Origin of the sequence: Actinomadura rifamycini DSM 43936 (assembly GCF_000425065.1) — a bacterium.
In the GTDB taxonomy this organism is placed as follows: Bacteria; Actinomycetota; Actinomycetes; order Streptosporangiales; family Streptosporangiaceae; genus Spirillospora; species Spirillospora rifamycini.
Genome location: NZ_AULB01000021.1, coordinates 69,565 through 88,806 on the forward strand (window position 1 = coordinate 69,565; position 19,242 = coordinate 88,806).

The following is a 19,242-nucleotide window of genomic DNA, read 5'->3' on the forward strand; positions in this document are numbered from 1 at the left end:
GCGGTGGTCCAGGTTTTCCGTGAGGAGGGGCGTTGCTGCGTCTGGTCGTTTCACAGACCTCCCCCCGGGCGTTCCGAAGCGTCTTGGACGCGCTGCAGGCGACGACTCACCACGCCGCCGCGGGACGGCACATCCTCATCGAACCGGGGCAGTACCCCAACACGGGTTTCCGCAGCTCCAGCGACTTCGTGCTGACCGCCATGGACGGGCCCGGCACCGTCACCCTGGACGGCGCGACCAACGCGACGATGGAGCTCACCGGGCACGTCACCCTGCAGGGCGTCACCGTCCGGAACTGGAACGAGGACGGCTGCGCGCTGAACGTCAAGGACGGCAGCGTCCTCGCGGAGGACTGCGAGTTCGTCAGCCGCCGCGGGTCGGTCGCGGTGCGGGCGTGGGGCGGCGGCAGGCTCGCGCTGAAGAACTGCCGCGTCGAGGACGGCGTCGTCGTGTACGCGGCCGCGTCCGGGCTGCTGGAGGGCACGACCGTCACCGGCACCGGGCACAACGCCGTCGCGCTGCGGATGGGCAGCTCGGTGACGCTGCGGGCGTGCGTGATCGAGAAGGCCGGCGGCAACGGCGTCTGGGTCACCGAGGGCGCCCGGCCGCTGATCGAGCAGTGCACGATCAGCGACTCCGGGGTGTCCGGGATCCGGGTGGACGACCGCGCCGACATCGTCGTCCGCAACACCGCCGTGCGGGGGTCGAAGGAGTCGGCGCTGGTCGTCGCCGACAACGGGATCGCCCTCGTCGAGGACTGCCTGATCAAGGACGCGGGCCTGGAGGCGGTGTGGGCCGCGCGCGGCGGGACCGTCGTCGGGCGGCGCGTCCGGATGGAGACGCCGAAGCGGACCGGGATGCTCGTCGAGGGCTCCACCGGCACCTTCGAGGACTGCGCGATCATCGCGCCGCCGCAGAACGGCGTCGCGGTCGGCGAGGCCGGGCACGTCACGTTCGTCCGGGGGCGGGTCGAGGACGCGGGCGTCGTCGGGCTCAACGTCCTGGACGGCGGCAACGGCCTGTTCGACGGGACGGTCGTCACCGGCAGCGGCGAGGAGGGCGTGGGCGCCCACCCCGGCGCGGAGCTGACGCTGCGCGCCTGCACGGTCGCGGACGGGCGCGGCGCGGGCGTCGCGACGTCGCGGCGGGCGCGCGTCCGGATCGAGGGGCTGACGAGCGAGCGGAACGCCCGCCCCGACCTGATCGGCTTCGACGAGCCGCCCGCGGAGCTCCCGGCGGCGAACGACCCGCCGGACGGGCGGGAGAGCGAGGACGCCGTCCTCGCCGAGCTCGACGCGCTGATCGGCCTCGCCGCGGTCAAGGAGGAGATCCACAAAATAAGGAACCTGCAGCGGGTGTCCGAGCAGCGGCGGCGCGCGGGCCTGCCGCCCGGCCCCGCGATCGGGCGGCACATGGTGTTCGCGGGCCCGCCCGGCACCGGCAGGACCACCGTCGCGCGGCTGTACGGCCGCCTCCTCGCGGCGCTCGGCGTCGTCTCGACCGGCCACCTCGTCGAGGTGGGGCGGTCGCAGCTCGTCGCCGAGCACGTCGGCGGCACCGCGCCGAAGACCGCGCAGATGTTCAACGAGGCGCGCGGCGGCGTGCTGCTCATCGACGAGGCCCACACCCTCGCCCGTCCCGTGGGCGGCGTCGACGTCGGGCGGGAGGCCGTCGACACCCTGGTCAAGCTCATGGAGGACCACCGCGACGAGGTCGTCGTCATCGCCGCCGGCCCCCCGGCGGAGATGCGCGCGTTCCTAGACGCGAACCCCGGCCTCGCCACCCGGATCCCCCGCACCGTCGTCTTCGAGCCCTACGGCCCGTCCGAACTCCTCGGCATCGTCGAACTGCACGCCACCCGGGACGGCTACCGGCTGGCGGGCGAGGCCCGCGACGCGGTCCTCGCGCACTTCGCGGCCGTCGAGCGCGACGCGGCCTTCGCCAACGGCCGCGCGGCCCGGCGCGTCTTCGAGGCCGCGGTCGAACGGCAGGCGCAGCGGCTCGCCGAACGGGACGACCTGCCGTCCGGCGACGAACTGTCCGAGCTGCGCGCCGAGGACCTCGACGTCGACACCGGACTCGCCGTCCGGGCGGGCGACTCCGCGCAGGTCCGCGCCATCCTCGACCGGCTCGACGCGCTGACCGGGCTCGACGACGTCAAGCGCGGGATCCGCGACCTCGCCGACGTCCTCGGCGCGGGCCCGGAGGCCGGCCCCTTCACCGGCCACCTCGTCTTCGCGGGCCCGCCCGGCACCGGCAAGACCACCGTGGCCCGGCTGTACGGCGAACTCCTCGCCGCCCTCGGCGTCCTCGCCGGGGGCCAGGTCGTCGAGGCGTCCCCCGCGGACCTCGCCGGGCCGCACGCGGACGTCTTCGAGCGGGCGCGCGGCGGGGTCCTGTTCATCGACGAGGCCCACGACCTCGGGCAGGAGGCCGTCGACGCCCTCGTCAAGCTCATGGAGGACCACCGCGGCGAGGCGGTGGTCGTCGCCGCGGGCCGCACCGCCGAACTGGAGGGGCTCCTCGCCGCGCACCCCGGCCTGGCGTCCCGCTTCGCCCGCACCCTCGGGTTCCGCCCGTACGACGTCCCCGGCCTCATGTCGATCTTCCTGGGCAAGGCCGCCGCCGCGGGCCACCTCGTCCCGCAGGCCACCCGCAAGGCCCTGGCGGCGCACCTGAACGCCCACCGCGACCGCTACCGGGACGGCAACGGCCGCGAGATCGACGAACTGTTCCGCACGTCCGTCGCGGCCCACGCCCGCCGCACCGAGCAGCCCCCGACCACGGCCGCCGACCCGACCCGCGAGCAGCCCTCCCCCCTCGCCCCCGAGGACATCCCCACCTGAAGCCCGTCCCGCCCCATCGCCGCACCCGGGCGCGTTGACATGCAGCCAACCGGCTGCCTATCGTTAAGCAGCCAGAAGGTTGCCTAATTTGCGGAGGCGCGATGGACGCGGTGTTCAAGGCCCTGGCCGACCCCACCCGCCGCCGCCTGCTCGACAGCCTCAACGCCCGCAACGGGCAGACGCTGCGCGAACTGTGCGCCGGGCTCGACATGACCCGCCAGTCGGTCAGCAAGCACCTGGCCCTGCTGGAGGACGCCGAACTCGTCACGCCCGTCCGGCAGGGGCGGGAGAAGCTGCACTACCTCAACGCGGCGCCCATCAACGCGATCGCCGACCGCTGGATCCGCCGGTACGACCGCGACCGCGCCCAGACCCTCGCCGACCTGAAAACCGCACTGGAGGAAAGCCCGATGAGCAACGACTTCGTCTACACGACCTACATCAAGACCACGCCGGAGCGCCTCTGGCAGGCCCTCACCGACCCGGCCTTCACCGCCCGCTACTGGGGCGTGACCTTCGAAACCGACTGGTCCCCCGGATCCACCATGGTCTGGGAGGAGAACGGCCGGAAGATCGCCGACCCCGAACAGGTCGTCCTCGAATCCGACCCGCCCCGCCGCCTCTCCTACACCTGGCACACCCCGACGTCCGAATGGGCCGAGGCCGCCGGCATCGGCCCGGACGTCCTCGCGAAGCTCCGCGCCGAACGCCGCACCCGCGTCACGTTCGACCTCGAACCGCACGGCGACGACACGGTCAAGCTCACGGTCGTCCACGACGGCTTCGCCCCCGACAGCACCATGCGCACCATGGTCAGCCAGGGCTGGCCCGAACTCATCGCGGGCCTGAAGACCCTCCTGGAGACAGGCGAGCCCCTGCGGTGACGACGCCCGCGGTGGAACCGCTCGAGCGGATCACGGCGGCGACCGAGGACCTCGTCGCCACCGCCACCCGCCTCGACGACACGGACGTTCGCGCGCCGTCCCTGCTGCCCGGCTGGACACGCGCGCACGTCCTCACCCACGTGGCGCGCAACGCCGACGGCGGCACCCGGCTTCTGACGTGGGCGCGAACCGGCGAGGAGACCCGCGAGTACCCGAGCATGGACGCCCGCTCCGCCGAGATCGAGGCCGGCGCGGAGCGCGGCGCCGCCGCCCTGGTGGCCGATGTGCGGGAAAGCGCCGAGCGGTTCGCCGCCGCCTACGAGGCGATGCCCGCGGAGGCCTGGGGACGAGCCGTGGAGTGGACGTCCGGTGCCGCACACCCGGTGGCGCGTGCGACCGACGCGCGCCTCACCGAGGTGCTCGTCCACCACGTCGACCTCGACGCGGGGTTCACCCCGGACGACTGGCCTGCAACCTGGACGTCCCGCAGCCTGCAGGGCATTACGGCGTCCTTCATGCGCCGCACGGACGCGCCGACCTTACACCTGCAGGCGTCGAATTCGGGCCGCTGACTGTAGTCGATGAACGTCATCCGGTGAACAGTTCGTCGACCGAGGCGACCGTTCCGGCATCCAGCACCCACTCCTCGAGCTGTTCGAGGTCCGTGCACTCGGTGATGCGCCGGCGCGCATCATCAGAAACACACACTCCGCGCTTCTGCAGGATGCGCAGGACCAGCTTTGCCGCCTCCTCCGTCCTGCCCTCGACCTTGCCCTCGGCCTTGCCCTCGGCACGGTGGTGGATGGCGAACTCCGACTTCCACTCGTAACCGGCGGCCTGCATGCGTTCCTCCATGAGCTTGCGGGCTACAGCTGACAGCTGTGGCGTTGTGTGGTCATGATACTGCGTAGCGATAGCGACCCCCTGAACCTGGGCTACATGGTCGATCGCCGCGTTGTAGCTGTCCAGGACGGCGACCCGATGCGGACCATCGGCGTGTGCGGGGGTGCTGAGGATGACGAGTTCGGGGACCTTTCGCGCCCGTTCCGGGTCGGTGATCGGGCCCACGAGCCCGGGGTGGAAGGTCAGGGGCTTGAGGATCAGCTCGGGGTGCCCCATACGGATGGGCCTGGCGCAGGCCCGCGCTACGCGTTCGTCCGGGCAGAAGACGAGCAGGATCGTGTCGCACTTATGGCGCAGGCGGACGTTCGCCACGTACGCGGGCCAACTGAAGCCCTTGCCGGGATCGTCCCTCAGCTGGGACTCGACGATGATGCCCAATGAGGGCTTCTCCGGGTCGCCCACGAGGACGGTCGCGTCGCAGCGGAGTTCCTGCGGATGGAATGCGTTGTAGGTCTCGGATGTAAGGCTGGCGTCCCCCTCCGGGATCTCAGGGATGTCCTCATGGAACACGCTGCGGAGGAGTTCGGGGACGAGGTCCGGCTGGTTGCGCACCATCTCCAGCGGGAGCTCGTGGTCCTTCGATGGCATGTTCGAAGACTAATCGTTACCGGCAAGTCACGTAACGTGTTCACCAAGGAAAGCCAAAAGGCCCGCACCGGAGCGGTGCGGGCCTTTGTGGTCGGACGGGCGGTCAGTCCTTGTTGAAGTTGACCGCGCCCTCGATCGGGGGCGGGCTGTCGGGGACGGTGGTCGGCTTCGGGACGCCCTTGAAGGTGAACTTCGCGTCCTCGCCGGTGCCCTCGACACCCACGATCACGATCTGGCCGGCCTTGAGCTCGCTGTAGAGGATCTTCTCCGACAGCTGGTCCTCGATCTCGCGCTGGATCGTGCGGCGCAGCGGACGGGCGCCCAGGACGGGGTCGTAGCCGCGCTCGGCGAGCAGGTCCTTGGCCTCCTGGCGGAGCTCGATGCCCATGTCGCGGTCGCGGAGCCGCTCGTCCACCTTGGCGATCATCAGATCGACGATCTGGATGATCTCCTTCGGGGTGAGCTGGTGGAACACGACCGTGTCGTCGACACGGTTGAGGAACTCGGGCCGGAAGTGCTGCTTGAGCTCTTCGGAGACCTTGGCCTTCATCCGCTCGTACGAGCCCTGCTCGTCGTTCTGGCGGGCGAAGCCCATCGAGACGCCCTTGGAGATGTCCTTGGACCCCAGGTTCGTCGTCATGATGATGACGGTGTTCTTGAAGTCCACGACACGGCCCTGCGCGTCGGTGAGGCGGCCGTCCTCCAGGATCTGCAGGAGGCTGTTGAAGATGTCCTGGTGGGCCTTCTCGATCTCGTCGAACAGGACGACCGAGAACGGCTTGCGGCGCACCTTCTCGGTGAGCTGGCCGCCCTCCTCGTACCCGACGTAGCCGGGCGGGGAGCCGAACAGGCGGGAGACCGTGTGCTTCTCCATGAACTCGGACATGTCGAGCTGGATCAGCGCGTCCTCGTCGCCGAACAGGAACTCGGCGAGCGTCTTGGACAGCTCGGTCTTACCGACGCCGGACGGGCCGGCGAAGATGAACGAGCCGCCGGGGCGCTTCGGGTCCTTCAGGCCGGCGCGGGTGCGGCGGATCGACTGGGACAGCGCCTTGATGGCGTCCTCCTGGCCGATGACCCGCTTGTGGAGCTCGTCCTCCATGCGCAGGAGGCGGGAGCTCTCCTCCTCGGTCAGCTTGAACACCGGGATGCCGGTGGCGGTGGCGAGGACCTCGGCGATGAGCTCGTCGGTGACCTCGGCGACGACGTCCATGTCGCCGGCCTTCCACTCCTTCTCCCGCTGCGCCTTCTGGCCGAGGAGCTGCTTCTCCGAGTCGCGGAGCGCGGCGGCCTTCTCGAAGTCCTGCGCGTCGATCGCGGACTCCTTCTCGCGCCGGACGTCGGCGATCTTCTCGTCGTACTCGCGCAGGTCCGGCGGCGCGGTCATGCGGCGGATCCGCATCCGGGAGCCGGCCTCGTCGATGAGGTCGATCGCCTTGTCGGGCAGGAACCGGTCGCTGATGTAGCGGTCGGCGAGCTGCGCGGCCGAGACGAGCGCGCCGTCGGTGATGGACACGCGGTGGTGCGCCTCGTAGCGGTCCCGCAGGCCCTTGAGGATCTCGATGGTGTGCGCCAGCGACGGCTCGGCGACCTGGATCGGCTGGAACCGGCGCTCGAGCGCGGCGTCCTTCTCCAGGTGCTTGCGGTACTCGTCGAGGGTGGTGGCGCCGATGGTCTGGAGCTCGCCGCGGGCCAGCATCGGCTTGAGGATGCTGGCGGCGTCGATCGCGCCCTCGGCGGCGCCCGCGCCGACGAGCGTGTGCAGCTCGTCGATGAACAGGATGATGTCGCCCCGGGTGCGGATCTCCTTGAGGACCTTCTTCAGCCGTTCCTCGAAGTCGCCGCGGTAGCGGGACCCGGCGACCAGCGCGCCGAGGTCGAGGGTGTACAGCTGCTTGTCCTTCAGCGTCTCGGGCACCTCGCCCTTGACGATCTTCTGGGAGAGGCCCTCGACGACGGCGGTCTTGCCGACGCCGGGCTCGCCCACCAGGACGGGGTTGTTCTTGGTGCGGCGGGACAGCACCTGCATGACCCGCTCGATCTCCTTGTCCCGGCCGATGACCGGGTCGAGCTTGCCCTCGCGCGCCGCCTGCGTCAGGTTGCGGCCGAACTGGTCCAGCACGAGGGACGTGGAGGGGGCAGCCTCCGAGGGGCCGCCCGAGGCGGCCGGCTCCTTGCCCTGGTACCCGTGCAGCAGCTGGATGACCTGCTGCCGCACCCGGTTGAGGTCGGCGCCCAGCTTCACCAGGACCTGCGCGGCGACGCCCTCGCCCTCGCGGATCAGGCCGAGCAGGATGTGCTCGGTGCCGATGTAGTTGTGGCCCAGCTGCAGCGCCTCGCGCAGTGACAGCTCAAGGACCTTCTTGGCGCGCGGAGTGAACGGGATGTGGCCCGACGGCGCCTGCTGGCCCTGGCCGATGATCTCCTCGACCTGCTGGCGTACCGCCTCAAGGCTGATCCCCAGGCTCTCCAGAGCCTTTGCGGCGACACCCTCACCCTCGTGGATCAGACCCAGGAGGATGTGCTCGGTGCCGATGTAGTTGTGGTTGAGCATCCTGGCTTCTTCTTGTGCCAGGACGACAACCCGCCGCGCGCGGTCGGTGAACCTCTCGAACATCTCGTCGCTCCTCACAGAGCGGTTGGGCAGAGTCCGGAACGTCCGGAACTGTCCTTCCGCATGCTAGCCCGCCCCGAGGAGGCCACCCGGTGCACTCCCACCAGGAGACGTTCCCCAGCTAAGCGCTGTTCAGTCTCATCCAACTACCGCATCGGCGCGTCATGTTCCCGCTACGCCCCAAGCGAACGGGGGCTTTCCGCAGGTCGTCCGAGGCGCGGCCGAGTTCGGAGAAGGTGTGCCTTGACGGCCGGGTCTACCTCGTCGCGCGCCCCGCGAAACGTCCGGAACGCTACGCCACAAGCGAACGGACGCATTTGCCCGTCCAGCGCGGTTCCGGGGCCCGGCCGGGCGTCTCCGGGACGCCGGACGGACGTGCGCGTGCGGTCTCTCGTAGAACGCGCCGAAGCGTCCCCTTCTTCCGGCCGGACGGCTTCGCCTTCGGACCGGACGGGCCCGCCCGTTCGTCCCGGCCCCGGACGGGCGGCGCACGCGGCGCCGTCCGGGCGCGGGGCGCGGACGCGAACGGCCCGCCCCGCGGACGGAGGCGGGCCGTCGGCCGACCGGGTCAGTGCGCCGCCTCGTACTTTTCGATCACGTGGGCGGGGATGCGGCCGCGCTCATTGACCTTGATGCCATTGTTCTTGGCCCAGGTCCGGATCTCGGCGCTGCGCTCACGGCTGGAGGCGCCCCGCTGCCGCCGCTTGTTGCGGCTGACGGTGCCCGCCTTGCGCGCCTTCTCCACGAACGGCTGCAGGGAATCCCGCAGCTTCTTTGCGTTGGCGTCACTCAGGTCGATCTCGTAGGAGGCGCCGTCGAGCGAGAACGTCACGGTCTCGTCCGCCTCACCACCGTCGAGGTCGTCGAGGAGAAGCACCTGAACCTTCTGTGCCATGAGGACAGACCTTTCGCTGGAGCAAACTGCATTGCTTGCAAAGATATACCGCGATGTGCGTGGATGACAATTCAACACTCGCGATGAAGTCCCCTTCCCCCCTGGTAACTCATCGTCATCGTCCTTGCTGATTCCGGGAGGGCGCGCCTCGATGGGCCCGTCAGGAGGCGGGCCGGTCCGTATGAATTTGCGCGCGGTCGCCCCGGCTCGGCGGATTTCGGCGTGACCGACATCACTGCCCACCCGCGCCCGACCTGGGAGGTTAGCCGGAGCTTTGCGGACGACCCCCGCCCGGGACGCCGCGCCGGCGGGGACGGAAAAGGGTCCGCGGGGGACCTTAACAGGTACGGCGCACCAACATCGCCCAGCACCGATTAACCCTGGCGTAACGGCACTAACCGCACCGCACGAGGAAAGAGCGGAGCCCCGGGAGGCCCGGTGGCGCGGGGCTTACGGGCCGTCACCGGGGCATGTCGCTCGATAACGCGACGGGGCCCGCGGGCGAAAATCGGTTGCCTCGCCGGCGGCGCGAAGTCTCCGTGCCGCGGCACCGCCGAAGCACGGCGGCCGCCACCCCATCCCGAAATCGGTTGATAAGCGACACAAACCGCCCCGCCGCCCCACTTCCTTGGCCGGCCCGAGTGCCCCGGCGGGCCCATCCCAAACCGGAGGGCTCGTCCGGGAAGGGACAGATCCTCGCCGATTCGCGGCCGTAACCGGAACGAGCTGGGATTCGCCCGCTGAACGGGGGCGTCCGAAACACGGAGGGCCACTCCCCAAAACCCGCGGGACGGCCGCAGTTGTGCGGCGGGAGGTCCACGGAAGGGGGCCGGGAAGCGGGCGCTGGAGCGGTCCTATGGCGGGCGGGGAAGCCCTTCCGCGGGAAGAAGGACGGACGGGCCTCTCGGCGGCCCGCAGGCGCACCTGCGGGCCGCCGAGAGACCCGTCAGAACGTCGTGGAACGGGCGCCCGGGCTTTTGACCACGACGGTGCCCGCGAGCCTGTCGTGGAGCGCCTGACGGCTCCGGCCCTCGAACAGCAGGCCGGCGTTCGCCACCCAGAACACGCTCGCGAGGAGCCCGGCCACGGGAACGGGGCGCGCCACGATCGGGACCGCGTAGACCGCCGCGCGGAGCGCGCCGCGCAGGGCGCCGAGGCGCGCGGGATCATCGGCCCGGCCGCGTTCGCCGCGTTCGCCGCGTTCGCCGTGTTCGACGCCGGCGCGGGCGTCCGGGGGCGGCGCGTCCTCGTCGGGCCGGTCGAGGACGGCCTCGGCCCGCACGTCCTCGGCGCGGACGACCTCGATGCCGGCGAAGCGCTTGCCGGGCGTCCGCCCCCACAGCGCGAGCTGGACGGCCTCGTAGACGAGCAGGCACCCGGCGACGGCGGGCGGCGCGACGAGGTCGAGGGCGCCGTGCGGCAGCGCCTCCCGGAGGACGAGCATGACGGGCAGGCCGACGACCAGCGTGTCGACGATGCGGGCGAGGAGCCGCTGGCCCGGTTCGGCGAGCAGCCGCACGGCGGCCGTCCCGGACGGCTCCGCGGGAGCGGGCTGCGACGTCTCCATCGCCGTCCTCCCCGGCCTAGCGGACGAACTGGGTGGTCTCGCCGTTCCCGTGGTCGCCGTGCCCGTGCCCGTCGTCGTACAGGGCGCGCTCGTCGATGACCAGGGTGTTGGAGAAGCGGTCGTGCAGGGCCTGGTGCAGGGGCTGGTCCCAGATCGCCCAGAGGTGGGCCATGACCATGCCGATCCAGACGAGCAGCATGCCGTAAGCGGCGTAGCTCCACACCATCACGGCGAGGACGAGGAAGAAGAACACTCCGAGCTGGTACGCGATGTGCGTGATGCCCGCGCGCCAGACGCCCTGCGTCGTCGTCAGCGGCTCGCCCTCGGGCTGCGCCTGGACGACGCCGATGCCGAGGAGCCGCTTGCCCCACGTGCGTCCCCACATGGCGAGCTGCACGGCCTCGTAGATGAACGGCAGCACCGAGAGCACGAAGAACAGCGTGAAGATGATGGGCCAGTTCCAGATGCCGCCCTCGTCCTTGGCGCTGCTCCCGGCCTCGTCGAGGCCGACCGTGCCGACGACGACCGGCAGGACGAGCGCGAAGCCGAACACCGCGACGATCGAGTTGTCGATGAGGCGGGCCCCGGCGCGCCGCAGAATGGGGGCCAACGGCGTGCCGGCGTAGGGAGCGCCCTGGGACGGCGCCCCGTGCTGCCCGTAACCGGGGTCGTAACCGCCGCCCCCGTAGGCCGGGTCATAGGACGACGGCTGCTGCTGCCACTGCTGCTGGGCGGGCTGCTGCTGCCATTGCTGCCGCGCCGGGGGGCGCGCGGGCTGCTGCGGTTGCTGCGGTTGCTGCCACTGGGGACCCTGGTACGAGGGCGGGGGGCCGTAGGACCCCTGACCCTGCGGCGGCTGGTACGGGCCGCCGCGGTGGGGGGATTCGCTCATTCGGTCAGTCCTCCAGGCGAAGCAACATCCGGGTGTTGCCCAACGTATTCGGCTTCACCCTGTCGAGGTCCAGGAACTCGGCCACGCCTTCGTCGTACGAACGCAGAAGCTCCTCGTACACCTCTGGCGACACCGGAGTCCCCAGAAGCTGCCGGAAGCCGTGACGGGCGAAGAACTCCACTTCGAAGGTAAGGCAGAAAACCCTCCGGACGCCGAGTTCCCGGGCGGTTTCGAGGAGCCGCGCGACGATCCGGTGGCCGATTCCGCGCCCGCCGTACCCGGTGTCGACGGCGACCGAGCGCACTTCCGCGAGGTCCTCCCACATCACGTGCAGGGCGCCGCAGCCGATGACGCGGCCGCCCGCCTGCGCGTCCTCGGCGACCCAGAACTCCTGGACGTCCTCGTAGAGCGTCACCGCGGTCTTCTTCAGCAGGCGTCGTCCCGACCCGGCGTACATGTCGACCAGCCTGCGGATCTCCTTGACGTCGGCGGTGCGCGCACGCCGGATCACGACTTCCACAAACAGGCGACATTACCGAACCCCGCGAACCGGTACGGACGCCGAGCGCGGGACACGGGCGCTGACCTGCGTCTTCGCGCGTTCTTGTTGGAATCGCACACCGGTTCCGTTAGTGTCCTGCGCTGATGTCGGCCCGGCGCAGACCCGGGCCGGACCGCCGCGTCCGAGGCCCAGCGGCCGCTCCGGACGGCGGGATTCCCGTTTTCGGGAGCGCCCGGGGTCGTGTTCCCGGTGGCGCCGCACCGTCAGGGTGATCCGACAGACCGCACGGACCGATCCGCGCGCCGCGAGCCCGCGCGCCGCGGACGGCCGGTTCGGCCCGGCACGGTCCGCCGCGGCCGTCCCGAGACCGCCGCCCCGGCGGGCGACCAGGAGAGGAGAGCGCGTGGAGCCTTCGCGACCCGCGTCCCGACCGCGCCGTGCCCGCCTCCCCCGCCGGACTGCCGCGGTGGCCGCGGCGGCCGCCGTCGTGTCGGCCGCCCCGCACGTCGCCGCCCCGCAGCGGGGCCCGGCGGCGCTCGCCGACCCCGGGCCGGCCGCAGCCGGAGACCTCACCTCGGCGGCGTACCGGCTCGCCGACGACTTCGAGAAGCTCACCGAGCAGTACAACGGCCTCCGGGCGCAACTGGACCAGGCGCGGCGCGCCGCCGCGGCGGCCGAGGCGAACGCCGGCGGGCAGCGCGCGGCGTTCGACGCGCTGCGGAAGGAGATCGGACGCCTCGCCGCGACCCGGTACATGCACGGCGGGGACGACCCGGCCGTCACGTTCATCGCGGCGCAGGACCCGCAGGCCGTCCTCGACCGGGCCGCGACCCTCGACTACTTCTCCGACCAGGAAAGCACCAAGGTCATCGCGTACATGCGGGCGATGCAGTCCGCCGAGCGCGCGCGCCGGTCCGCCGAGCAGCGGGCCGCGCAGGCGACCGAGCTGAAGGAGAAGGTGGAGGAGCAGCGCGCGAAGGTCACGCGGGAGTACGAGAAGATCCGCGGAAAGGTGATCAAGCAGGCGCCCGAGAAGCTCGCCGCACTTCCGGTGGTCGGCACGGGCAAGGCGGCGCGCGCGCTGAAGTACGCGATGAGCAAGCTGGGACGTCCGTACGTGTGGGGCGCGGAGGGGCCCGGCAGTTTCGACTGCTCCGGCCTGACGATGTGGGCCTACAAGCAGGTCGGGGTCAACCTGCCGCACTACACCGGCAGCCAGTTCACGTCGGGCGTGCGCGTCTCGAGGAGCGAGCTGCAGCCGGGCGACCTCGTGTTCTTCCACTCCGACCTGCACCACATGGGCATGTACGTCGGCGACGGGAAGATGATCCACGCGCCGCACACCGGCGACGTCGTCCGGATCGCGCCCATGGCGGGACGGCCGTTCGCGGGCGGGGTGCGCGTCGCGTGACGCGCGCGCCGCGGGAACGGCGGGACGGCTCGGACGGCTCGGGCGGCGGACGTCCCGTGAACAACGTCCGCGGCGGCGCCTCCCGCAGGGACCTACCTGCCGGGAAGCCGGCGCCGCCGCCGCGGGGTCGGACGGAGTTCGCGTCGGGTGAGTGTGCCGCCTGGTCCTGCCGGTGAACGCCCGCCTTCCCCGGACGGGCGCCGTCGTGCGCGCGCTAGATGAGCTGCCTCCGGGCCGCCCACACCACGGCCTCGATAGGGGTGCCGACCTCCAGCCGGTCGCAGATCGTCCGCAACCGGCGGCGCAGGGTCCGCGCGCTCAGTTCCAGCTTTCGTGCCGCCACATCGGCGGTGACACCGCTCGCGATCTGGGCCAGCAGTCGGATCTCCTCCTCGCTCAGCCCGAACTCGTCGGTGCCACGACGTGCGAGTGTGGCCTGTTCCACTCCGTCCTCCCTCGTCCGTGGTGATGACCGCGGGGATGCAGCCGTCCGCTGCACAGGCACGGGTTCGGCCTCGTGTACGCGCGTTGGGTTGCCGGGTCCGGAGCCCTCCGGACTAGATCATCAGGTTCCCTTGCTGTCTCACGAGCTTGGCCGGAGGTGGCCGATCGGCCGATTGCGGGGATGCGCGGGGGAACTCCGGGTGACGATTCAGTCGTTGGCCTTCCGGACGACACGGGCTCTGGTCGCCAGCCATCCGCGCCCGTCCCTTCCTCGGATCCAGCGTGGTCCTCGCCGTAGGCGAAGATCATGAATCGTTTCAAGCTACGCTTCGGCTCGGAACGCTAGGCGGCCGGATCCGGCCCGTCAAGCGCTGGTCAAATGCCTTGTGTGCTCGTATGGTCGCCATGTGTGACGGGCCGTTCGAGCCCGCGCGATAGAGAATGCCGCTACCTGGGATAACGTCGCCGGGGGCGGATGAGGAGCGAGTTGCCACAGACCAGTATTCGTGAGGTGGCGAAGCGAGCCGGGGTCTCAGTTGGGACCGTTTCGAATGTCCTAAACCGGCCAGACCTCGTGGCCGAAGCCACCCGTGACCGTGTGCGCGCCGCGATCGACGAACTCGGGTTCGTCCGCAACGAGTCGGCCCGCCGGCTGCGCCAGGGCCCGCACCGGGCCCGGTCGGGCGGCGCGGAAGGCGGCGCGGACGGCGCCGACGGCGCGGTCGACCGGTCGGCCGACGGGGCCGGCGGGCGCGCGTCCGGGCGGGGCCGCCGCGAGACGCGGCTCGCCTTCGGCGTCATCGTCGAGGACCTGACGAACCCGTACGCGAGCGACGTCGCGCGCGGCGCCGAGCTCGCGCTGAACGAGGCGGGCCACGACGCGCTGTGGATCTCCAGCGACCACTCGTCGGCCAAGGAGCGGCGCTCGCTCGACCTGCTGGAGGAGCACCGGGTCGCCGGGGCGCTCATCATCCCGGTCGGGCTCGGCCCGCGCCGCATCGCCGAGCTGCGCGCGGCCGGGCTCAGCGTCGTGCTGATCGACCGGGACGCGCCGGACGCCTGCTCCGCCCGCGTCGACCACGTGGCGGGCGGCGAGATCGCGGCCGCGCACCTGCTCGGCGCGGGCTGCGCGCGGGTGGCGTTCGTGACCGGGCGGCCCGAGCCGGCACCGTGCGTCCACCGGCGGGACGGCGCTGCCCGCACGCTCGTCGAGGCGGGCCTCGACGCGCCGGAGGTCCTGGTGCAGGAGGCGCTCAGCATCACCGAGGGGCGCGCGGCGGCGGGGCGGGTCCTGGCGATGTCGCCGCGCCCGGACGGCGTGTTCTGCGCCAACGACCTCCTCGCGATCGGGTTGATCAACGAGCTGACGCGGCTGGGCGTCCGGGTGCCGGACGACATCGCGGTCATCGGCTACGACGACATCGAGCTCGCCGCCAGCGCCGCCGTGCCGATCACGACGGTCCGGCAGCCGCGCCGCGAGCTCGGCTGGGAGGCCGCCGAGCTGGCCCTCGCCGAGATCCGCGAGGGCCCCTCGCACCAGCACCGGCAGGTCGTGCTGCGGCCCGAGATCGTCGTCCGCGACTCCACCTGACGCGGGCCCGGCCCGGGGCGGCTCAGGCGGTCGCGCAGTAGATGCTGCGGGGCACGGCCGGGTCCCGGAACCGGGCCACCGCGTCGTCCCGGCGGTACTGCCAGCGGCACGCCTCGTCGAGCGGGACCGCGTACCGCTCGGAACCGCGCTTGCAGCGCCACGCGCCGTCCAGCCAGTAGGCGCCCTCGTACTCCTTGACCCGGCACCAGTCCCACAGCGAGACGCCGCCGAGGTCGGTGCTCCGGGGCGACGGCGCGGCCCCGGCGGTCCGCCGGGGCTTCGTCGGCGCCGGGGCGGGCGCCGCCGGGGCCGTGGTTCCGGACGGCCTTGCGGCGGGGGTTCCGGACGGCTCGGCGCTCGGCGTGGTGCTTGGCGCCGCCGGAACGGCGGTGACGGTCACGACGGTCTGCACGCCCGCGCCCGTCCGCGCGTCGGCGCCGCCGCCGTCCCCGCCGGTGCTCCGGTCGACGGCGAACGTCGCGAGCGCCGCCGATCCCGCCGCGACCAGCGCGACGAACGCGAGGTGCAGGCCGTTCCGCCGGACGCGCCGGAGCCGCCCGTCCCGCCGCGGCGGCACCGTGACCGCCGGATCGGACGGACGGGCGGGCGCGCCCCCGGCGTCCGCGACCGTCGCACCCGCGCCCGTACCCGCGCTTGTCCCTGCGCCCGCGTCCGGGGCGCCCACGCCCGCGTCCGGGGCGGCGGGGTCCGGCGGGAGGGCGGCGGACGGGACCGAGACGAGCGACGCCGCGGCGCCCGCGCCCTGCCCGAGCAGGTCGCCGGGCGGCCCGGCGGCGGGCACCGCGGTCTCGGCCTGCTCGACGAGCGCGAGCAGCAGCCCGCGGGCGGTGGGCCGCGCCGCCGGGTCCTTGGCGAGGCACTCGACGACGAGGCCGCGCAGCGGCCCGTCGAGGCGGCCGAGGCCGGGCTCGCCGGTCCGGATGCGCTCGACCGTCGCCGCCAGCGAGCCCGCGGCGAACGGGGCGCGGCCGTTCGCGGCGAACGCCAGCGTGGCGCCCCACGCCCACACGTCCCCGGCCGGGCTGGGAGGGTTCCGCTCGAACTGCTCGGGCGCCATGTAGGCCGGGGTCCCCGACACGCCCGTGCTCTGCGCGTCGTTGCGCACCCGCGCGACCCCGAAGTCGATCACGCGCGGCCCGTAGGCGCCGATCAGCACGTTGTGCGGCTTGAGGTCGCGGTGCACGAGGCCGGCCTGGTGGATGGCGGCCAGGGCCGTCGCCGTGCCGATGGCGAGCCGCTCCAGGTCGGCGCCGTCCAGCGGCCCGTCCCGGGAGACGCGGTCGTGCAGGGACGGGCCCTCCACGTACTCGCTGACGATGTAGGGGCGGTCGTCGAACATGCCGGCGTCCAGCACCTGCGCGGTGCAGAACCGGGCGACGCGGCGGGCGTTCGCCGCCTCCTCGAGGAAGCGCAGCCGGGCGTCCCGGTCGGCCTTGTGGAGCAGTTTGACGGCGACGGCCGCGCCGTCCGGGCCGCGCCCCAGGTAGACGGCCCCCTGCCCGCCCTCGCCGAGGCGCGCGGACAGCGCGTACTGGCCGAGGTTTCGGGGGTCTTCGGGCCGGAGGGGGGTACTCACCGGACGATCATGCCATCCCGGCCGGAACGCGCACGGGCGTTCGGCGCCCGCGGCGCCGCGCCTCCGCGCGCCCCCCGGCCGGGGCGGCGCGCGCTACTCCGGCTTGACCAGCGGGAACAGGATCGTCTCCCGGATGCCCTTGCCGGTGAACGCCATGATCATCCGGTCGATGCCGGCGCCCATCCCGCCGGTCGGCGGCATGGCGTACTCGAGCGCCCGCAGGAAGTCCTCGTCCAGCTGCATGGCCTCGGGGTCGCCGCCCGCGGCCAGCAGCGACTGCTCGGTGAGCCGGCGGCGCTGCTCGATCGGGTCGACCAGCTCCGAGTAGGCGGTGCCGAGCTCGGTGCCGAACCCGATGAGGTCCCACTTCTCGGTGAGCAGCGGCTCCTCGCGGTGCTGCCGGGTCAGCGGCGACGTCTCCAGCGGGAAGTCCATGACGAACGTCGGCTGGACGAGCGTGTGCTCGATCAGCTCCTCGAAGATCTCCTGGACGAGCTTGCCCTGGCCCCACTTGGGGTCCCAGCTCACGCCGCGCCCGTCCGCGAGCTTGCGGACGGCCTCGATCGGGGTGTGCGGGGTGATCTCCTCGCCGAGCGCCTCCGACACCGACCCGTACAGCGTGATCCGGGGCCACTCGGCCACGCCGAGGTCGATCTCCTGGCCGTCGTGGACGACGACCGTCGTGTCCAGCGCGGCGACGACCGCCTTCTGGTACATCCGCTGGGTGAGCTCGGCCATGTCGTTGTAGTCGAGGTACGTCCCGTACGCCTCGAGCATCGTGAACTCGGGGTTGTGGGTGGAGTCCGCGCCTTCGTTGCGGAAGTTCCGGTTGATCTCGAAGACCTTCTCGATCCCGCCGACGACGAGCCGCTTCAGGTACAGCTCGATCGCGATCCGCAGGTAGAGGTCCATGTTGTACGCGTTGATGTGCGTGGTGAACGGGCGCGCCGTCGCACCGCCGTGGACGGGCTGCAGCATCGGCGTCTCGACCTCGAGGTAGCCCTCGTCGTGCCAGAAGTCGCGGACGGCGCGCACGGTCGCGCTGCGGATCCGCGCCATCCGCCGGGCCTCGTCGTTGACGATCAGGTCGACGTACCGCTGCCGCACCCGCGCCTCGGGGTCGGTGAGGCCCGCGTGCTTCTCCGGCAGCGGGCGCAGGCACTTGGACGTGATCGCGAACCGGTCGGCCATGATCGACAGCTCGCCGCGCCGCGACGTGATGACCTCGCCCTCGACGCCGATGTGGTCGCCGAGGTCGACCTCGCGCTTCCAGAAGTCGAGCTGCTCCTGCCCGACGTTCGCGAGCGACAGCATCACCTGGATCTCGCCGCCGCCGTCGCGGATCGTCGCGAAGCACAGCTTGCCGCCGTTGCGGACGAGCATGACCCGCCCGGTGACGCCGACCCGCTCGCCCGTCTCCGTGCCCGGCTCCAGGTCGGGGTGTTTCTCGCGGACCTCGGTGATGGTCGCCGTGCGCGGGAACGTCACCGGGTAGGGGTCGATCCCGCTTTCGCGCAGCCGGTCGAGCTTCTCCCGCCGGACGCGCATCTGCTCCGGAAGGTCATCGAGGGTCTCGTCACTCACGCGTCAAGGTTATCGATCCCGCTCGGTGCCCCGTGAACCACTTGACCGGACGCGTCCGCGCCGGGCCCGTCCGGATGGCGCTGCTGCTGGCCGTCCTGTCCGGGCTCGCGGCGCTGTGCCTGCTACGAGCGACCCGTCACGCGGTGTTGCGCTCGTAGATCAGCCGGAGCCCGATCAGGGTGAGCCACGGCTCGAAGACGTCGATGCAGCGGGACTCCTCGAGGACGAGCGGGGCGAGCCCGCCGGTCGCGATGACGGTGACCTCGTCGGGGTCGGCGGCGAGCTCGTCGGCCATCCGCTCGACGATCCCGTCGACCTGGCCGGCGAACCCGAAGATGATCCCGGACTGGAGCGCCTCGACGGTGTTCTTGGCGATCACGTTGCGCGGCCGCACCAGTTCGATCTTGTGGAGCTGGGCGCCGCGCGACGACAGCGCGTCTATCGAGATCTCGATGCCGGGGGCGATGGCGCCGCCGACGTACTCGCCCTTCGCGGAGACGGCGTCGAAGGTGGTCGCGGTGCCGAAGTCGACGACGATCGCGGGGCCGCCGTGCGTGTGCACGGCGGCCAGCGCGTTCACGACCCGGTCGGCGCCGACCTCCTTGGGGTTGTCCATCCGGACGGGCACCCCGGTCTTGACGCCCGGTTCGACGATGACCGCGGGGACGTCGCCGTAGTAGCGGCGGCACATCTCCCGCATCTCGTGCAGCACGGACGGGACGGTCGAGCACAGGGCGATGCCGCTGATGTCGGTCTCGGCGAGCAGCGGGCTCTGCTGCACCAGACCCTGCAGCACCACGGCGATCTCGTCGGCGGTGCGCCGGGGGTCGGTGTTGATCCGCCAGTGCTCGATCACTTCCTCGCCCTCGAACAGGCCGAGCACGGTCTGGGTGTTACCGACGTCGATGGTGAGCAGCATCAGGT

Annotated in this window: 16 protein-coding genes; 6 read left to right on the forward strand and 10 right to left on the reverse strand. The window is 72.0% G+C overall.

Going from position 1 to position 19,242, the window contains the following annotated elements; genetic code table 11:
- Positions 1-83 precede the first annotated feature (83 nt).
- The 3 genes from H505_RS0120760 to H505_RS43330 all read left to right on the forward strand — a co-directional run bounded on the left by H505_RS0120760 (position 84) and on the right by H505_RS43330 (position 4,302).
- The gene (locus H505_RS0120760; RefSeq protein WP_245592587.1) at positions 84-2,846 is read left to right on the forward strand and encodes a right-handed parallel beta-helix repeat-containing protein; all 2,763 of its coding nucleotides are present in this window, start codon (positions 84-86) and stop codon (positions 2,844-2,846) included.
- Between the two features lie 101 nt (positions 2,847-2,947).
- Positions 2,948-3,730, forward strand: coding sequence for an ArsR/SmtB family transcription factor (locus H505_RS0120765; protein ID WP_026403519.1), 783 nt, complete (start codon positions 2,948-2,950; stop codon positions 3,728-3,730).
- Between the two features lie 11 nt (positions 3,731-3,741).
- Entirely contained in the window at positions 3,742-4,302 is a 561-nt protein-coding gene (locus H505_RS43330) for a maleylpyruvate isomerase N-terminal domain-containing protein (RefSeq protein WP_211238522.1), read from the forward strand.
- 16 nt (positions 4,303-4,318) lie between these two features.
- On the opposite strand, the gene H505_RS0120775 is transcribed toward H505_RS43330, so the two are convergent.
- From H505_RS0120775 to H505_RS0120800, 6 genes are all read right to left on the reverse strand, one after another.
- A complete protein-coding gene (locus H505_RS0120775) occupies positions 4,319-5,221 on the reverse strand; it encodes a hypothetical protein (protein WP_026403520.1) in 903 nt (300 codons plus the stop codon).
- 103 nt (positions 5,222-5,324) lie between these two features.
- Positions 5,325-7,838 (reverse strand): ATP-dependent Clp protease ATP-binding subunit, encoded by a 2,514-nt coding sequence (locus H505_RS0120780; RefSeq protein WP_026403521.1) that lies wholly within the window; start codon positions 7,836-7,838, stop codon positions 5,325-5,327.
- Between the two features lie 565 nt (positions 7,839-8,403).
- Entirely contained in the window at positions 8,404-8,730 is a 327-nt protein-coding gene (locus tag H505_RS0120785; protein ID WP_026403522.1) for a histone-like nucleoid-structuring protein Lsr2, read from the reverse strand.
- A gap of 946 nt (positions 8,731-9,676) precedes the next feature.
- Complete coding sequence (locus tag H505_RS43335; RefSeq protein WP_051300957.1) at positions 9,677-10,297, reverse strand: RDD family protein; 621 nt, start codon at positions 10,295-10,297, stop codon at positions 9,677-9,679.
- 16 nt (positions 10,298-10,313) lie between these two features.
- Positions 10,314-11,189, reverse strand: coding sequence for an RDD family protein (locus H505_RS43340; RefSeq protein WP_051300958.1), 876 nt, complete (start codon positions 11,187-11,189; stop codon positions 10,314-10,316).
- Positions 11,190-11,193: 4 nt separating this feature from the next.
- Positions 11,194-11,709, reverse strand: coding sequence for an amino-acid N-acetyltransferase (locus H505_RS0120800; RefSeq protein WP_325052927.1), 516 nt, complete (start codon positions 11,707-11,709; stop codon positions 11,194-11,196).
- Between the two features lie 448 nt (positions 11,710-12,157).
- Here H505_RS0120800 and H505_RS51795 point away from each other — a divergent pair, with 448 nt between their 5' ends.
- A complete protein-coding gene (locus H505_RS51795) occupies positions 12,158-13,102 on the forward strand; it encodes a C40 family peptidase (RefSeq protein WP_245592588.1) in 945 nt (314 codons plus the stop codon).
- Between the two features lie 214 nt (positions 13,103-13,316).
- On the opposite strand, the gene H505_RS0120810 is transcribed toward H505_RS51795, so the two are convergent.
- The gene (locus tag H505_RS0120810) at positions 13,317-13,547 is read right to left on the reverse strand and encodes a LuxR C-terminal-related transcriptional regulator (protein ID WP_026403525.1); all 231 of its coding nucleotides are present in this window, start codon (positions 13,545-13,547) and stop codon (positions 13,317-13,319) included.
- Positions 13,548-14,021: 474 nt separating this feature from the next.
- On the opposite strand from H505_RS0120810, the gene H505_RS0120815 reads away from it, so the two are divergent.
- Positions 14,022-15,137, forward strand: coding sequence for a LacI family DNA-binding transcriptional regulator (locus H505_RS0120815; RefSeq protein ID WP_026403526.1), 1,116 nt, complete (start codon positions 14,022-14,024; stop codon positions 15,135-15,137).
- Positions 15,138-15,159: 22 nt separating this feature from the next.
- On the opposite strand, the gene H505_RS51075 is transcribed toward H505_RS0120815, so the two are convergent.
- Both H505_RS51075 and lysX read right to left on the reverse strand, forming a co-directional pair.
- Entirely contained in the window at positions 15,160-16,734 is a 1,575-nt protein-coding gene (locus H505_RS51075; RefSeq protein ID WP_051300959.1) for a serine/threonine-protein kinase, read from the reverse strand.
- A 93-nt stretch (positions 16,735-16,827) separates the two neighbouring features.
- Positions 16,828-18,318, reverse strand: a complete 1,491-nt coding sequence (gene lysX, locus H505_RS0120825; protein ID WP_026403527.1) for a bifunctional lysylphosphatidylglycerol synthetase/lysine--tRNA ligase LysX — start codon at positions 18,316-18,318, stop codon at positions 16,828-16,830.
- A gap of 32 nt (positions 18,319-18,350) precedes the next feature.
- Here lysX and H505_RS52460 point away from each other — a divergent pair, with 32 nt between their 5' ends.
- Complete coding sequence (locus H505_RS52460) at positions 18,351-18,476, forward strand: hypothetical protein (protein ID WP_281173473.1); 126 nt, start codon at positions 18,351-18,353, stop codon at positions 18,474-18,476.
- On the opposite strand, the gene H505_RS0120830 is transcribed toward H505_RS52460, so the two are convergent.
- Positions 18,455-19,237, reverse strand: a complete 783-nt coding sequence (locus H505_RS0120830) for a type III pantothenate kinase (protein ID WP_026403528.1) — start codon at positions 19,235-19,237, stop codon at positions 18,455-18,457. The genes H505_RS52460 and H505_RS0120830 overlap by 22 nt on opposite strands.
- Positions 19,238-19,242 lie beyond the last annotated feature (5 nt).

Excerpts from the sequence above, each read along its gene's own strand:
- H505_RS0120785 (WP_026403522.1), bottom strand. The coding sequence starts at position 8,730 with ATGGCACAGAAGGTTCAGGTGCTTCTCCTCGACGACCTCGACGGTGGT.
- H505_RS0120830 (WP_026403528.1), bottom strand. The coding sequence starts at position 19,237 with ATGCTGCTCACCATCGACGTCGGTAACACCCAGACCGTGCTCGGCCTG.
- H505_RS43340 (WP_051300958.1), bottom strand. The coding sequence starts at position 11,189 with ATGAGCGAATCCCCCCACCGCGGCGGCCCGTACCAGCCGCCGCAGGGT.
- H505_RS0120815 (WP_026403526.1), top strand. The coding sequence starts at position 14,022 with ATGAGGAGCGAGTTGCCACAGACCAGTATTCGTGAGGTGGCGAAGCGA.
- H505_RS0120780 (WP_026403521.1), bottom strand. The coding sequence starts at position 7,838 with ATGTTCGAGAGGTTCACCGACCGCGCGCGGCGGGTTGTCGTCCTGGCA.
- H505_RS43335 (WP_051300957.1), bottom strand. The coding sequence starts at position 10,297 with ATGGAGACGTCGCAGCCCGCTCCCGCGGAGCCGTCCGGGACGGCCGCC.
- H505_RS0120765 (WP_026403519.1), top strand. The coding sequence starts at position 2,948 with ATGGACGCGGTGTTCAAGGCCCTGGCCGACCCCACCCGCCGCCGCCTG.
- H505_RS0120775 (WP_026403520.1), bottom strand. The coding sequence starts at position 5,221 with ATGCCATCGAAGGACCACGAGCTCCCGCTGGAGATGGTGCGCAACCAG.